This window comes from Pseudofrankia inefficax (assembly GCF_000166135.1).
GTDB classification, from domain to species: Bacteria; Actinomycetota; Actinomycetes; order Frankiales; family Frankiaceae; genus Pseudofrankia; species Pseudofrankia inefficax.
The window spans coordinates 1,374,073-1,390,034 of sequence record NC_014666.1; the positions used below are offsets into that span (position 1 = coordinate 1,374,073).

Sequence of the window (15,962 nt, forward strand, 5' to 3'; positions counted from 1 at the left end):
AGTGTCACCGGCCCCACTGGGGCTGGTGCGGCCCGGGCAGGACCGGGTGGCGCGCGACGCGCGCCGGCCGGGCAAGGAGCCAGGGTGGGGGAGTGCCCCACTGGACGGTGGCGTTCGCCGGAGGTAACCGGCCGACGCCGACACGGAAGCAGGTCGAGAGCGATGACCGCGCAATGAGCACGCAGCCATGATCGCGACCAGCAGGTAACGAGGTCACGCGGGCGCCGAACCGCGGGCCGAACGAAGGAGCACCGTGGCAGGTAAGGCCCGCGTACACGAGCTCGCCAAGGAGCTCGGCGTCGACAGCAAGACCGTCCTTGGCACGCTGAAAGACATGGGCGAGTTCGTCAAGTCCGCCTCTTCCACCGTTGAAGCACCCGTCGTCCGCAAGCTCAAGGAGCGGCTCGGCGGTCCCGCGGAGGCCGGCCCCAAGCCGGGCCGTCCCGGTCCCGCCGGCAACGGCGGTCGTCCCGCCAATGGCGCGGGTCCTCGCCCCGGCCCCGGCGCCGGTGTGCCCGGCCGGCCGGGCCCCCGTCCCGGCCCAGCCCCGGCTCCCGGCCGTCCCGGTCCCGCGACCGGCCCGCGGCCCGCCGCGGCTTCCGGTGGCGGCGCGGCTCCGGCACCGGTGTCCAGCCGTCCGTCGGTGAACGCTCCGGTCGAGCCGGTGCGCCCCGAGCCGGTGCCCCAGGTGGACCGGCCGGCCGCGCCCGCCGCGACCGCCTCGCAGTCCCCCACGCAGTCAGGTCCTCGTCCCGGCCCCCGGCCTGGGATGCCTGGCCCGCCCGGAGCGCGCACGCGCCCCGGTGCCCCGGCAGCGGCTCCTGAGAGTCCGGCGGCTGCCGGCGATCAGGCTGCCTCCGGCGGCTCGGCCGCTCCCGGTGGTCAGGCCGCACCGCCCGCCGCCGGTGGTCCGGCTCCCGGTGCCGCGCAGGCGTCCGCCGGTGGTCCGGCGGCCGCGCCGCCTCGTACCGGTGGCCCGCGGCCCGGTCCGCGTCCCGGCCCCCGGCCGCAGGGACCCGGCAACAACCCGTACACCACGCCCAGCTCCGCCGCGCCCCGCCCCAGTGGTGGCGGCGCTCCCGGCGGTCCCCGGACTGGTGCTCCGCGTCCCGGTGGCGCGCCCGGCGCGCCGCGCTCGGGTGCCCCGAGCGGTCCCGGTGGCCCGCGGCCGAGCCCCGGCAGCATGCCGCCTCGGCCCGGTGGCAGCGGTGGCCCGCGGCCTGGTGGCTCCGGCGGCATGCCGCCTCGGCCCGGTGGCTCCGGCGGTCCGCGTCCCGGCCCCGGCATGTTCCAGCCCCGCCCGGCGGGCGGCGCTCCTGGTCGCCCCGGCGGCCCGGGGGCGCGTCCCGGTGGTGGCGGCGGTGCCGGCGGTCCGCGTCCCGGCGGCGGCGGCTTCGCCGGCCGCGCGGGCGGCGCTCCTGGCCGTCCCGGCGGTCCGGGCGGTGCCGGTGGCGCCGGTCGTCCCGGCGGTCCCGGTGGCGGTGGCGCGGGCGGCGGTGGCCGTCCGGCCGCCGGCGGTCGTGGCCGCGGCGGTACGACGGCGGGCGCCTTCGGCCCAGGTGGTCGTGGCCGTCCGGGTCGTCAGCGCAAGTCCAAGCGCGCGAAGCGGCAGGAATGGGAGAGCGGCCTCGAGGCGCCGCGCATGGGGGCGATGGTCCCGCGCGGTAACGGGCAGGCCATCCGGCTCCCACGTGGCGCGTCGCTCGCCGACTTCGCCGACAAGATCGAGGCGAACCCGGGCGCGCTGGTCCAGGTGGTCTTCACCCAGCTCGGCGAGATGGTGACGGCGACCCAGTCGTGCACCGACGAGACGCTGCAGCTGCTGGGCGTCACCCTGGGCTACGAGGTCCAGATCGTCAGCCCCGAGGACGAGGACAAGGAGCTCCTGGAGAGTTTCGACCTCGAGTTCGGTGGCGAGTACGCCGAGAACGTCGTGCTCGGTACCCGTCCGCCGGTCGTCACGGTCATGGGCCACGTCGACCACGGCAAGACGAAGCTGCTCGACGCGATCCGGTCGGCCGACGTGGTCGCCGGTGAGGCGGGTGGCATCACCCAGCACATCGGCGCCTACCAGATCACGGCGACGGTCGACGGCGACGAGCGGCCGATCACCTTCATCGACACCCCGGGTCACGAGACGTTCACCGCCATGCGTGCCCGCGGTGCCCAGGTGACGGACATCGTCGTCCTGGTCGTCGCGGCGGACGACGGCGTGATGCCCCAGACCATCGAGGCGCTCAACCACGCCCAGGCGGCGAACGTGCCCGTCGTGGTCGCGGTGAACAAGATCGACAAGGAAGGTGCCGACCCGGCGAAGGTCCGCGGGCAGCTCACCGAGTACGGCCTGGTGGCCGAGGAGTACGGCGGCGACACGATGTTCGTCGACGTCTCCGCGCGCAGCCGGACCAACATCGACGGGCTGCTCGAGGCGATCATCCTGACCGCCGACGCGTCGCTCGACCTGCAGGCGGCGTTCGGCGTCGACGCGCAGGGTGTGGCGATCGAAGGCCGGCTCGACCGCGGCCGTGGCCCGGTGGCGACGGTTCTGGTCCAGCGCGGCACGCTGAAGATCGGTGACTCGATCGTCGCCGGCGAGGCGTTCGGCCGCGTCCGGGCGATGCTCGACGAGCACGGCGCGAACGTGACCGAGGCTGGTCCGGCCCGTCCGGTGCAGGTGCTGGGCTTCACCAGCGTGCCGGACGCGGGCGACAACTTCCTGGTCGTCCCCGAGGACCGGGTCGCCCGGCAGATCGCCGAGCGGCGTCAGGCCCGCGAGCGCAACGCCGAGCTGGCGATGAGCCGTGGCCGCCCGACGCTGGAGACCATCCTCGAGCGGATGAAGGAGGGCGAGAAGACTCAGCTCAACCTCATCCTCAAGGGAGACGTCTCCGGTTCGGTGGAGGCCCTCGAAGACGCGCTGCTCAAGATCGACCTCGGCGACGAGGTCGGGCTGCGCATCATTGACCGCGGTGTCGGCGCGATCACCGAGACCAACGTCATGCTGGCCTCCGCGTCGGACGCGCTCATCATCGGCTTCAACGTCCGCCCGCAGGGCAAGGCGACCGAGCTGGCCGACCGCGAGGGTGTCGAGGTCCGGTACTACTCGGTCATCTACCAGGCGATCGAGGACATCGAGAACGCCCTCAAGGGCATGCTCAAGCCGGTCTACGAGGAGGCCCAGCTCGGCACGGCGGAGGTCCGCGAGGTCTTCCGGGTGCCGCGGATCGGCAACGTCGCCGGCTGCATCGTCCGGACCGGGATCATCCGGCGCAACAGCAAGGCGCGCCTGATCCGGGACGGCGTGGTGGTCGCCGACAACCTCACCGTCGAGTCGCTGAAGCGGTTCAAGGACGACGCCGTCGAGGTCCGCGACGGGTACGAGTGCGGTATCGGACTCGGCTCGTTCAACGACATCAAGATCGAAGACGTCATCGAAACCTTCGAGCAGCGCGAGATCCCGCGCGTTTAAGCCGATATGGCCGCCGGCCGGTCGCCTCGCGCGACCGGCCGGCGGTGCGCCGGCAGGGAACTACATACATGTGGATAGGTCTGCTCAGCGTGGACGTGCGGCTTGGTGACGTTCATTCGCTGAAGGAGAAGCGGTCGCTCGTGCGGCCGGTCGTGGCCGAGCTGCGCAAGCGGTTCCCGGTGAGCGCGGCCGAGGTCGACCATCACGAGCTGCACCGGCGGGTCAAGTTCGGCATCGCGGTGGTCGCCGCCGACCGGGGCTTCTGCGTCGACATCCTCGACGGCTGTGAGCGCCTGGTCGAGGAGCGGCCGGAGCTTGAGGTTCTCGAGACGCGCCGCCGCCTGCTCGCCGAGGACGACATTGACGAACAGGCCGACCTCTCCGGTGGCTGGAGCGGCCTACAAGGGGCATGACCGACGGGGACCGGTTGAGGTCTTCGGATGGCGTGCATGGAGGTGTGAACGGTGGCTGACCCCGCCCGCGCGCGCCGGTTGGCGGTGCGTGTTCGGGAAGTCGTCGCGGCCGCGCTCGAACGCGGCGTCAAGGACCCCCGGCTGGGGATGGTGACGATCACGGACGCCCGGGTGACCCCGGATCTCATGGAGGCGACCGTCTTCTACACCGTCTACGGCGACGACGAGGCCCGGGCCGATTCGGCCCGCGCCCTGGAGTCGGCCAAGGGCCTGCTGCGGTCCCAGGTGGGCAAGGCGACGGGCGTGAAGTCGACGCCGACGCTGACGTTCGTGCACGACCGCTTGCCCGACGACGCGCAGCATCTCAACGACCTGCTCGCGGTCGCCAGGGCGCGGGACGCGGAGCTGGAGACCCGGCGCGAGGGCGCGAGCCACGCCGGCGAGCCCGACCCCTACCGCAAGCCGAGGGAGATCGACGACGAGCTCGACGACCTGGACGACGTCGACGACTCCGAGTACGACGACTTCGGCGACGACGAGCGCGATGACGAGCCGGACGCGGCCGGCCCAGGCCGGTCGGTGGGCGGCGTAGGGCGATGAGCCCCGGGGTTCCTTCCGGCCCGGCGGAGCCGAGCCGGAAGGTCGTGGCGGCGCCCGGTCGGCCGCCGGCCTGGCCGGACCCGGTCGCGTTGCTGCGCACGGCACTGGCCGACGGCTGGACGGTCGGGCTGTTCGCCCACGTCAACCCGGACTCGGACACGTTGGGTTCGGCCCTCGCCCTCGGCCTCGCGCTGCGCGGCGCCGGCGGGACGGTGGCCGTCTCGTTCGACGCCGAGCCGTTCCAGGTGCCGGACGGGCTCGCGTTCCTGCCGGGCCACGATCTGCTGGTCGCGCCCGCGCGGCTGCCGGAGCGGCTCGACCTGGTGGTCACGCTCGACGCCGCGGCGCCGCACATGCTCGGCGTCCTCGCCGACCGGATGGCCGCCGCGCCCCGCACCCTGGTCGTCGACCACCACCGCTCCGGGGCCGACTTCGGCCAGGTCCGGATGGTCGATCCGGACGCGCCGTCCACCTCGACGGTGGTGCTTCAACTGCTCGACCGGCTGGGCCTCGCGTTGACCGCCGACGTCGCGACCGCGCTCTACGCCGGGCTCGCGACCGACACCGGCTCGTTCCGGCAGGCCACCACCTCGGCCGCGGCGCACCGCGCGGCGGCCCGGCTGGTCGACGCCGGTGCCGACCCGACCGTGATCGGCTGGTCGGTCTGGGGAATCCACCGGTTCGGTTACGTGGGCCTGCTCGCCGAGGTGCTGGGCCGCGCGGGCCTGTCCGAATGCTCCGGCGCCGAAGGGCATCGGCTGGCCTGGACCTACATCACCGACGCGGACCTGGCCCGGCACGGACTGCGCCTCGAGCACGTCGAAGGCGTCGTCGACGTGCTGTGGGGGGTGCTGGAGGCGGATCTCGCCGCCGTCGCCAAGGAGCTGCCCGACCGAGGCTGGACCGTCTCGCTGCGCTCGCGCGGGCCGATCGACGTCGGTGCCGTGGCGATGGGCCTCGGTGGCGGCGGGCATCGGGAGAAGGCCGGCTTCATGGTCAGCGCGGCCTCGGGCCAGACCGCCGCGGGCCAGGCGGGGCCCGGGGACGTACGGCCTGACGACGAGGAGCGCGTCGGCCGGATCGTGGCGGCGATCCTGAACCAGGTACGCCGCCACGCCTCCGGGCACAGTGGCGACGGCCCGACGGGCACGACCACGATCCGCGTCGCCCACCTGGCCGCCGCGCCGCGCCCGTTCTGAGAGCGCCGCCGCCGGTCCTTGAACGGAGACCTAGTGACCTTGCCAACGACGTCCCGGGCCGAGCCGTCGCAGGTGCCTGCCGCCCCCCTGCCGGCTCCTGACGGTCTGGTGATCGTCGACAAGCCGGCCGGCTGGACCTCGCACGACGTCGTCGCGAAGGCGCGGCGGATCCTGCGTACCCGCAAGATCGGCCACGCCGGCACCCTCGACCCGATGGCGACCGGCGTGCTGGTGCTCGGGGTCGGCCGGGCGACCAAGCTGCTCGGCCACCTCGCGCTCACCGACAAGGAGTACGAGGCGGTCATCCGGCTCGGTGTCACGACGGTCACGGACGACGCGGAGGGCGAGCCCGTCGAGGAGCGCCCGGTGGACGCCACGGCGGACGCGCTCGCCGCCGCGATCGGCCGGCTCACCGGGGAGATCGACCAGGTCCCGTCCAGTGTCAGCGCCGTGAAGATCGACGGGAAGCGTGCCTACGCCCGGGTCCGGTCCGGCGAGGAGGTCCAGCTGGCCCCTCGTCGCGTCACCGTCAGCGCCTTCGAGCTGCGCGAGCGGCGGGACCGGGACACCGGCGCCCCCGACCCCGCGGGCACGGATCTCGCGGTTCGGGTCGCCTGCTCCAGCGGCACGTACGTCCGGGCCCTCGCCCGCGACGTCGGCGCGGACCTCGGCTGTGGCGGCCATCTGACCTACCTGCGCCGCACCCGCGTCGGCCCGTTCGAGGTCGCGGACGCGCTGGACCTGGACGCCTTCGCCGAGCGGGCGGCCACCGCGGTCACGCCGCTGGCGGCCGCCGTCACCAGCGCCTTTCCCGTCCGGCGGGTGGACGCCGACGAGGCGGACGCCGTCGCCCACGGCCGCCGTCTTCCCGCGGCCGGTCTGCCCGGCCCCTACGGCGTCGTGGCCGGGGATGGGGCCGCGCTCGCCCTCGCCGAGGACCACGGCCGGGAGTCCCGCTATCTGGTGGTCTTCGCGCCCGCGGGCTGACGATCGCTTCCGGGGTCATGGGTGTACCGGCCCGAGGTCGGTCGCCGGCGCCGGTGGCGGATCCGGAGGTCGATCATGAAGTTGGCCGCACCCGCGAAGGTGCGCGCCCGCCATGCCCTAGGCTCGGCACGTGCGTTGGTGGCGAGGGCTGGACAACACGCCAGTCGACTGGCGTGGTGGCGTCGTCACGATCGGTTTTTTCGACGGCGTCCATGTGGGCCATCGGAAGATCATCGGCCGGGCCGTCGAGCGGGCGACGGCGCTCGGCCTGCCGTTGCTGGTGCTGACCTTCGATCCGCACCCCGGCGAGGTACTGCGCCCAGGCAGCCATCCGGCGCTGCTGACGACGCTGCAGTTCAAGACCGAGCTGCTCGCGGCGATCGGCGTCGACGCCCTCTGCGTCCAGCCGTTCACGCTGGAGTTCAGTGAGGTTCCGGCGGACGAGTTCGTCGCCAAGATCCTGGTCGAGACGCTGCGGGCCCGGGTGGTCGTCGTCGGGCAGAACTTCAGCTATGGGCACCGGGCGCTCGGCAGGATCGACACGTTGGTCCGGTCCGGCGCGCAGCACGGGTTCGAGGTCGACGCCATGCCGCTGCTGCGGGACGACCACCAGGCCGGCCCCGATTCGACCCCGGTCGTCAGCTCGACCCACATCCGCGCGCAGGTCGCCGAGGGCGACGTCGCCGGCGCGGCGCAGGGCCTGGGTCGGCTGCACCGGGTCGAGGGGGTCGTGGTGCACGGCGACGCGCGTGGCCGCACGATCGGCTTCCCCACGGCGAACCTGCAGGTCACCCCATGGGCGGCGATCCCGGCGGACGGCGTCTACGCGGGGTACGCCTGCTGGTCGGGCCGTCGCCAGCCGGCCGCGATCTCGATCGGCACGAACCCGACCTTCGCCGGCCGGGAGCGCCGGGTCGAGGCGTTCCTGCTCGACTTCGACGGCGACCTGTACGGCGAGTACATGGCCTTCGAGTTCGTCGCCCTGCTGCGCCCGACGTTGAAATTCAACTCGGTTGAAGAGCTGGTCAGCCAGATGACGCTCGACGTCGGGGCGACCCGCACCGCCACCACCGCGACCTGACGTTCAGGGCGATGACCTGACGTTCTGGGCGATGGGGCATCAGGTGGCGAACGGGCGCAGAAGGTGCCCCTCGGGCCCGCCGGGTGGGTGCGTTGGCTGCTCGGTTCCCTGGAGTTGATAGGCTGCGAAGTCAAGACGGGTGAGGTGTGTTCGCAAGCCGCAAGCCTTGATCAACGTCAATCGTGATCAGGGGCACGGAGTGGACAGTCGGAATGCCTGGGTGACGAAGACCCTGGGCACACCCCCCTGTGCGAGAAGAAGAGGTGGATCGTGCCGCTTTCCAGCGACGTGAAGCAGAAGATCATGTCCGATTACGCCACGGTCGAGCGTGACACCGGCTCCCCAGAGGTGCAGGTGGCCATGCTGACCCGGCGGATCAGTGACCTGACCGAGCACTTGAAGGTGCACAAGCACGACCACCACAGCCGTCGCGGCCTGCTGTTGCTGGTCGGTCGGCGCCGCCGGCTGCTGAACTACCTGCAGAAGACGGACATCGGCCGGTACCGGGCCCTGATCGAAAGACTCGGCCTTCGCCGGTAAGTGACCAGAGGGAGCGTCCCATGGGGCCGCTCCCTCTGCCGCATATCGGGTAGGTGCGGACAGTCGCGAGGCGGCGGATCCTGGTCGCCGCCCTGCGGGCGGCCTCCCGGCGGCCCGTGATGCTAGCCCGGGGGGCGACCCCCGGACCCGCGGCGATCCGCTGGCGCGGATCGCGGGTTCTCGGGCCGGCGGTGCGCTGGCCGGCCAGTGGTTCAGGGGCCGGCATGCAGGCGCAGGGTACGAGGTACGAGAAGTGCAGAACCGCTCCGGGCGAGACGAGACCCCGGCGCGGCGGAGGACCTGACCGGGTCCGTGGTGGCGCGAGCCGCCGGTCCTCGGTCGTGACTCCCGGATGGCCCGCGTACGCGGAGCCGGCCGAGAGCCACGACTGAGCACCGGCACCCCTTCGCCAGACGGCCCCGGCCAGGTGAAGAGGATGGAGGACCAAAGAAGTGGATGACTCGACAACGGCGACCGAGGCGGTCGTCACCACCCCGCTCGGCACCCGGACGATCCGGTTCGAGACCGGCCGGCTGGCCAAGCAGGCCGCGGGCTCCGTGGTCGCCTACCTGGGCGACACGATGGTGCTGTCCGCGACGACAGCCAGCAAGAACCCCAAGGAAAACCTGGACTTCTTCCCGCTGACGGTCGACGTCGAGGAGCGGATGTACGCGGCCGGGCGCATCCCCGGCTCGTTCTTCCGCCGCGAGGGCCGGCCGAGCGAGGACGCGATCCTGACCTGCCGGCTGATCGACCGGCCGCTGCGCCCGTCGTTCACCAAGGGCCTGCGCAACGAGATCCAGGTCGTCGCGACCGTGCTCGCGCTCGACCCGGAGACGCTCTACGACGTCGTCGCGATCAACGCGGCCAGCGCGTCGACGCTGCTCGCCGGCCTGCCGTTCACCGGCCCGGTCGGCGCGACCCGCGTCGGCTACGTCGACGGCCAGTGGGTCGCGTTCCCGACCCACGCCGAGCTCGCCCGCGCCACCTTCGACATGGTCGTCGCCGGCCGCGTGCTGGAGGACGACTCCGACGTCGCGATCATGATGGTCGAGGCCGAGGCGACCCCGGGCACCGTGGCGCTGCTCGCCGACGGCGCTCCGGCGCCGACCGAGGACGTCGTCGCCGCCGGCCTCGAGGCCGCGAAGCCCGCGATCCGCGAGCTGTGCCGGGCCCAGCGGGAGCTGGCCGCCGCCGCGGCCAAGCCGGTCCGCGAGTACCCCGTGTTCCTGGACTACACCGACGACGTGCTGGACGTGCTGACCAACGCGGTTGGCGACGAGCTGGCCGCCGCGCTGCGGATCGCCGGCAAGCAGGAGCGCGAGACCGAGCTGGACCGGGTCAAGGCCCTGGCGGTCGAGAAGGTCGGCTCGCAGTTCGACGGCCGCGAGAAGGAGATCGGCGCGGCCTACCGGGCGCTGACCAAGAAGCTGGTCCGCAAGCGGGTCGTCGAGGACGGCCTGCGCATCGACGGCCGGGCCACCACCGAGATCCGCGCGCTGTCCGCCGAGGTGGACTACGTGCCGCGGGTGCACGGCTCGGCGCTGTTCGAGCGTGGCGAGACCCAGATCCTGGGTGTCACGACGCTGGCGATGCTCCGGCTGGAGCAGACCATCGACACGCTCAACCCGGACCGCACCAAGCGCTACATGCACAACTACAACTTCCCGCCGTACTCGACCGGTGAGACCGGCCGGGTCGGCTCGCCGAAGCGCCGCGAGATCGGCCACGGCGCGCTGGCCGAGCGGGCGCTGCTGCCGGTGCTGCCGAGCCGCGAGGAGTTCCCCTACGCGATCCGGCAGGTCTCCGAGGCGCTCAGCTCCAACGGGTCGACCTCGATGGGCTCGGTGTGCGCGAGCACGCTGTCGCTGCTGAACGCCGGTGTGCCGCTGCGGGCGCCGGTCGCCGGCATCGCGATGGGCCTGATCCGCGAGGGCGACGCGTTCGTCACGCTGACGGACATCCTGGGCGCCGAGGACGCGTACGGCGACATGGACTTCAAGGTCGCCGGCACCCGCGAGTTCGTCACCGCCCTGCAGCTGGACACCAAGCTCGACGGCATCCCGGCGAACGTGCTCGCCGCCGCCCTGCAGCAGGCCCGCGCGGCCCGGCTCGCGATCCTCGACGTCATGGCCGAGGCCATCGAGGGCCCGGACGAGATGTCGCAGCACGCGCCGCGGGTCATCTCGGTCAAGATCCCGGTGGACAAGATCGGCGAGGTCATCGGCCCGAAGGGCAAGATGATCAACCAGATCCAGGCCGACAGCGGGGCCGAGATCACCGTCGAGGATGACGGCACGATCTACATCGGCGCGGCCGACGGCGTCTCCGCGGAGACGGCGCGCTCGGCGATCAACGCGATCGCCAACCCGCAGATGCCGGAGGTCGGGGAGCGCTACCTCGGCACGATCGTGAAGATCACGAACTTCGGCGCCTTCGTCTCCCTCACCCCGGGCAAGGACGGCCTGCTGCACGTCAGCAAGCTCAAGCAGCTCTCGGGCGGCAAGCGGGTGGAGAAGGTCGAGGACGTGCTCAACGTCGGCCAGAAGCTGCAGGTCGAGATCACCGAGATCGACAGCCGCGGCAAGATCAGTCTCTCGCCGGCGGAGGAAGCCGCCGCCGTCGCGGGCGCCTGACACGCCCATGACACAACTCGACGAGACCCAGACGCCGTCGGCTCGGGCCGCCGCGCTGCTCGCGGGCCGGCCGACCGTGGAACTGCTGGGCGGGAGCGCGCGGCGCACGGTCCTGCCCGGCGGCCTGCGGGTGCTGACCGAGCAGGTGCCCGGCGTACGGTCGGCCGCCATCGGCGTCTGGGTCGGCGTCGGCTCGCGGGACGAGGACCCGGCGACGGCGGGCTGCTCGCACTTCCTGGAGCACCTGCTGTTCAAGGGGACGCCGAGCCGCGACGCGCTGACCATCAGCGCGTCCGTCGAGGCCGTCGGCGGTGATCTCAACGCGTTCACCGCGAAGGAGTACACCTGCTACTACGCGCGGGTCCTCGACGAGGACCTGCCGATGGCGATCGACGTCGTCTGCGACATGGTGGCGAACTCGGTCATCACCGCGGCCGACGTCGAGGCCGAGCGGGGCGTGATCCTCGAGGAGATCGCCATGCACGAGGACGACCCCGGCGACGTCGTGCACGACGTCTTCGCCGAGGCCGTCCTCGGCTCGTCGTCGCTGGGCCGCCCGGTCCTCGGCACGATCGACTCGATCGAGGCCCTGCACCGGGACACGATCGCCGAGTACTACCGGGGGCGTTACACCGCGCCGGCGCTGGTGGTCGCGGTCGCGGGGAACATCGACCACGACCGGACCCTGGCGATGGTCGCGGAGGCCTTCGCCGACCGGCTCGCCGGCCCGGCCGACTCCGCCGGGCCGCGCGGCGGTGCCTACGGCTACCCGGGCAAGCCCGGGCTGCTGGTCTCCCGCCGGCCGACCGAGCAGGCCAACGTCGTGCTCGGCACCGCGGGGATGTCCCGGCGTGACCCGCGCCGGTTCGCGCTGGGCCTGCTCTCCACGGCGCTCGGCGGCGGCATGAGCTCGCGGCTGTTCCAGGAGGTCCGGGAGAAGCGCGGCCTGGCGTACTCGGTCTACTCGTTCGCGACCCACTTCGCCGACGCGGGCCTGTTCGGCCTGTACGCCGGCTGCGCGCCCAAGCGGGCCCGTGAGGTGCTGGAGATCTGCCGCGACGAGGTCCGCCAGATCGCCGAGCGAGGGATCACCCAGGAGGAGCTCGACCGGGCCCGCGGCCAGACCCGCGGCTCGCTCGTCCTCGGGCTGGAGGACACCGGCTCGCGGATGAGCCGCCTCGGCAAGGGCGAGCTGGTCCACGGCGAGCTGCTCTCCGTCGACGAGGTGCTCGCCAGGGTCGACGCCGTGACCCTCGGCGACGTCCAGGCGATCGCGGGCGAGCTCGTGGCGCAGCCCTGGGGCCTCGGCGTCATCGGGCCTTTCAAGAACGACAGCGACTTCGCGGCCCTGGTCTCCTGACCGGTCTCGCCTGACGAGGCCCTTCCCTGTCGGGGGAGGGCCTCGTCCGGTTTCGGCGGCGGACCGGGTCGTCGGGCACTTGGCCTGGCGCGGTACCAATCTCGCGCGGCAACGACCTCGCGCGGCACTAACCTGGCAGGGCGTAGCGGGTCCGCAGGCGTGTCCGCCGAGCCGATGGGTGGTTCTCTTTCATGATCAACGTGGCTGTGCTCGGGTCCAGGGGCCGGATGGGCGCGACGGTCTGCGCGGCCGTCGAGGCGGCCGACGACTTGGCGCTGGTGGCGGCGATCGACGCCGGTGAGGACCGGTCGGCGCTCACCAAGGCCGACGTGGTCGTCGACTTCACCAGCCCGTCCGCGGTCATGGACAACGTGCGCTGGTGCGTCGAGAACGGCCTGCACGCCGTCGTCGGCACGACCGGGTTCGACGACGCGCGGCTGGCCCAGGTGCGCGGCTGGCTCGCGGCCTCTCCCGAGGTCGGCGTGCTGGTCGCGCCCAACTTCGGCATCGCCGCGGTCCTGATGATGCGGTTCGCCGCCCAGGCGGCCCCGTTCTTCGAGTCAGTCGAGATCGTCGAGCTGCACCACCCGAACAAGGTCGACGCCCCCAGCGGCACCGCCCGGCGCACCGCCGAGCTCGTCGCCGCCGCCCGCCGCGAGGCCGGCCTGGACCCGGCCGGCCCGGACGCGACCACCACCGCCCTGGACGGCGCCCGCGGCGCGACCGTCGCCGGCGTCCCGGTGCACGCCGTCCGCCTCGGCGGCCTGGTCGCCCACCAGGAGGTCCTGCTCGGCGGCTCGGGGGAGACCCTGACGATCCGCCATGACTCGCTCGACCGGACGTCCTTCATGCCCGGCGTACTGCTCGCCGTCCGACAGATCGCCTCCCGCCCGGGCCTCACCGTCGGCCTGGACCCCCTGCTCGACCTGTAGGCGAGCCACCCGGACAGGTCCTTCGCCGCTCCGCCCTTGTATCTGGTTCGGCCGCCGCTTCCTCCGCGATGGCCCGGGTGGCCCGGGGTAGCCCGGGTTGGTCTCGGTGGTCGCGGTGCTGTGTTCGGGCGACCGCGCTTGTGGCCTAGGGCAACGCCGGTTTCCATACCTGATCGGTGATCACTGACAGCCGTTCCCGCGCCCGAGGGCGCTTGATCGCGTACTGGGTATGGAAATCGTCGTTCCATGCCCTGGTTCGCGCCTTTTATCCATATCCAATTAGTGATCATGGCTGGCCGGGCCGCTGAAATCGGCCGAAGATCGCCAGCTGGGTAGCCAAACCGGCGCCTGCGCTCGAAACGAAGAAGATCCACCTCGGGTGGCCCGACCTCGCCGAGAACGTGTCGCGTCCGCCGAGGGCGTCCCGGCGCCCGAGGCGTTCCGCGGTGCGGTCGATCTCCGTGTTCCGCGGTGTGGGGGGGTTATGCGAGGCGGTCGCGGGCGGGGAGTAGGCGGCGGGCTGGTGGGGCGGCGATCGAGGCGACGATCAGTTGGCCGGCGCGGTCGCGGACGCAGCCGAAGATCGCGATGTACAGCGGGCGGGCGGCCGGGAGTGGCAGGCCGTCGTCGAGCTCGTAGCGGGCGTTGGTGACCTTTCGGAACCCCGCGACCGGGTCGTTGGCGGCGATCGGCGGAGCGTCCGGCCGCCAGGTGACGATCACCTCGGTGCAGCCGTCCGGCCAGGTCCACTGGAGTCTGCCGGCCACGACCGCGAGGTCGCGGGCCGGCTCCAGGCTGTCGGCCGGCGTTCGGGTGAGCAGCCGGGTGCTCTCGTCCTCCGGGTCGATCGTGTCCGCCGCCTGGGCCGTCGGGCCGGCCGCCGGCTCGGTGATCGTCTCCGCGGCCAGTTCCTCCGCCGCCGGGCCCTGCCAGACGGCGGGCTGTGACCACACTCCGGCGATGCCGGCCCGTACCTCGTAGCCGGGCAGCGCGGCCTCGGCGGGTACGCCGCCGTCGTCGATCCGGGTCGTCGCGGTGACGCCGACCGCTCGGCTGGAGCCGTCCGTGCCGATCCGCAGCACCCGGTAGTGGACGCCGGGCGTGGGGGAGGGCACCCAGCTGACCTCGACGGCGCCGGCGGCGCGGCGGACCGCGAGCGCGCCCGGCGGCAGCAGGCCCTCCAGGAGCAGGGCGCGTGCCTCGTCCGAGTCCGCCGCCAGTTCCAGGGCGGCCATCGCGAGCGCCGCGCGGTCGGCCGGCGCGGCGGCGGCAGCGGCGGCGAGCAGCTCGCCGGCTCGCTGGTGGCGTTCCTCCACCTCGACGGTGACGGCGGCCAGGTCGGCGCCGTCCGGGCCGGGCACGTCCCGGGCGATCCGGCTCAGCTCGGCGGCCAGTTGCCTGGCCTGGTCCAGCCGATGGGCGGCGACGGCCTGGGTGAGCCTGGCCCAGCCCTCGTGGGCCTGGCGGATCACCGACTCGATCGCCTCCCCGAGAGCGCGGATCGGCGGGGTGGCGGTGCCGGCGATCTCCAGGGCGTGCGCGAGCCGCTCGTGGGCCGCTATCGGGGCGCCGGCGTCGAGCAGAACCCTGGCCTGTTCGAGGATCTCCCGCCAGTCCTGGTCGCTGCCGTGTCTCGACCGTCCGGGCGTGGCGGCGGCCGGCGACGTGTGCCCGGACGCCGCCCCGGGCTCGCGGGCCGTCCCTCGGGCCGGCGTCGAACCGGTCCGCCGATCGGGTGCCGAGCCCTGCGCGTGCTCCTGGTCGGGAACCTGGGTGATGGCCGCGTCATCCACGCCGGCCTCGCGGGCGAGGGCGCGGACCACGGCCTCGGCGCGCGCCCGGTCGAGGCCCTCGCCGCGCGCCGCCGTGACGAGCAGGGCCGCGTCGGCCGGCAGCAGCCGGTCCTCCACCAGCAGCACCGCCGCCAGCCGTGGGCGCAGCAGGTCGGCCGCGGCGGCCGCCAGCGCGTCCAGGTAGGCCTCCGGGTCGCCGTCGAGCAGCAGCGTCGTGACCGCGGCGAGCAGGTCGTCGATCAGCGCGCGGCGCCGGTCCGGCCGGCGGGCCCGGTTGCGGGTCGCGGCGCCGTCGCGGGCCGAGCGGATCGTCGCCTGGTCGCTGCCGGGTGGCACGCCGAGCAGGTCGAACAGGCTGCGCGGCGCGTCCTCGCCGACGATCCGGCCGAGCTCGTCGAGGTCGGCGCGGACCTGGCGCAGCACCTGGCGCGGCACCGAGCGGCGCGTGGTCCGTTCCGGTGTTCCGGCTGGCACGCGCGGGTAGCCGGCGATCCGCCGGTCGAACTCGGCGGCGTCGACCCCGGCTCCCGTCGCGATCAGGCGCAGGCCGGGGATCTTGTCCTCCGGTAGGCCGCCGAACCGCTCGACGAGGCGGTCGGCGGCCGCCGCCACCGTCGCGAACCGCTCGTCCTCGCGTTCCGCGCGGGCCTGGGCGACCACCTGGGCCAGCTCGACGCGGGCCCGCTGGCCACGCAGCGCCGCCGCGAGCTCGGGGTGCTGGCGCAACAGCGCGTCGATCACGCCGCGGTAGCGGGGATGGTCACGGCTGCGCTGCCAGAACGCCCAGACCGCGTCGATCTGGGCCGAGACCGCGGCGTCGTCGAGCGTTGTCGCCTCGGCGAGCGGGATGTCGTAGATCTCGAACGGGTCGCTGTGCTCGACCCCGCCGCGCGCATGGATCGGCCCCAACACCCGGCTTCGGTAGTCGTTGGCGTCGAACGGCCCCATCAGA

General features: G+C 73.4%; 11 protein-coding genes. 10 read left to right on the forward strand and 1 reads right to left on the reverse strand.

What is annotated here, in order from left to right; genetic code table 11:
• The first annotated feature begins 253 nt into the window (after positions 1-253).
• From infB to dapB, 10 genes are all read left to right on the forward strand, one after another.
• On the forward strand, positions 254-3,469 hold the full coding sequence (gene infB / locus FRAEUI1C_RS05525) for a translation initiation factor IF-2 (protein WP_013422296.1): 3,216 nt from the start codon (positions 254-256) through the stop codon (positions 3,467-3,469).
• 68 nt (positions 3,470-3,537) lie between these two features.
• Positions 3,538-3,882, forward strand: coding sequence for a DUF503 domain-containing protein (locus FRAEUI1C_RS05530; RefSeq protein WP_013422297.1), 345 nt, complete (start codon positions 3,538-3,540; stop codon positions 3,880-3,882).
• A gap of 51 nt (positions 3,883-3,933) precedes the next feature.
• Entirely contained in the window at positions 3,934-4,482 is a 549-nt protein-coding gene (rbfA, locus tag FRAEUI1C_RS05535; protein WP_013422298.1) for a 30S ribosome-binding factor RbfA, read from the forward strand.
• Positions 4,483-4,526: 44 nt separating this feature from the next.
• Positions 4,527-5,681, forward strand: coding sequence for a DHH family phosphoesterase (locus FRAEUI1C_RS05540; RefSeq protein ID WP_232425308.1), 1,155 nt, complete (start codon positions 4,527-4,529; stop codon positions 5,679-5,681).
• 33 nt (positions 5,682-5,714) lie between these two features.
• Positions 5,715-6,668, forward strand: coding sequence for a tRNA pseudouridine(55) synthase TruB (gene truB, locus FRAEUI1C_RS05545; RefSeq protein ID WP_013422300.1), 954 nt, complete (start codon positions 5,715-5,717; stop codon positions 6,666-6,668).
• Positions 6,669-6,798: 130 nt separating this feature from the next.
• Positions 6,799-7,749, forward strand: coding sequence for a bifunctional riboflavin kinase/FAD synthetase (locus FRAEUI1C_RS05550; protein ID WP_013422301.1), 951 nt, complete (start codon positions 6,799-6,801; stop codon positions 7,747-7,749).
• Positions 7,750-8,019: 270 nt separating this feature from the next.
• Entirely contained in the window at positions 8,020-8,289 is a 270-nt protein-coding gene (rpsO, locus tag FRAEUI1C_RS05555; RefSeq protein ID WP_013422302.1) for a 30S ribosomal protein S15, read from the forward strand.
• A gap of 452 nt (positions 8,290-8,741) precedes the next feature.
• A complete protein-coding gene (locus FRAEUI1C_RS05560) occupies positions 8,742-10,925 on the forward strand; it encodes a polyribonucleotide nucleotidyltransferase (RefSeq protein WP_013422303.1) in 2,184 nt (727 codons plus the stop codon).
• A gap of 7 nt (positions 10,926-10,932) precedes the next feature.
• A complete protein-coding gene (locus FRAEUI1C_RS05565) occupies positions 10,933-12,285 on the forward strand; it encodes a M16 family metallopeptidase (protein WP_013422304.1) in 1,353 nt (450 codons plus the stop codon).
• Between the two features lie 191 nt (positions 12,286-12,476).
• On the forward strand, positions 12,477-13,217 hold the full coding sequence (dapB, locus tag FRAEUI1C_RS05570) for a 4-hydroxy-tetrahydrodipicolinate reductase (protein ID WP_013422305.1): 741 nt from the start codon (positions 12,477-12,479) through the stop codon (positions 13,215-13,217).
• Positions 13,218-13,699: 482 nt separating this feature from the next.
• Here dapB and FRAEUI1C_RS05575 read toward each other — a convergent pair whose 3' ends face one another.
• On the reverse strand, positions 13,700-15,958 hold the full coding sequence (locus FRAEUI1C_RS05575) for a hypothetical protein (RefSeq protein ID WP_013422306.1): 2,259 nt from the start codon (positions 15,956-15,958) through the stop codon (positions 13,700-13,702).
• Positions 15,959-15,962: the final 4 nt, after the last annotated feature.

Excerpts from the sequence above, each read along its gene's own strand:
- FRAEUI1C_RS05530 (WP_013422297.1), top strand. The coding sequence starts at position 3,538 with ATGTGGATAGGTCTGCTCAGCGTGGACGTGCGGCTTGGTGACGTTCAT.
- FRAEUI1C_RS05565 (WP_013422304.1), top strand. The coding sequence starts at position 10,933 with ATGACACAACTCGACGAGACCCAGACGCCGTCGGCTCGGGCCGCCGCG.
- dapB (WP_013422305.1), top strand. The coding sequence starts at position 12,477 with ATGATCAACGTGGCTGTGCTCGGGTCCAGGGGCCGGATGGGCGCGACG.
- FRAEUI1C_RS05575 (WP_013422306.1), bottom strand. The coding sequence starts at position 15,958 with ATGGGGCCGTTCGACGCCAACGACTACCGAAGCCGGGTGTTGGGGCCG.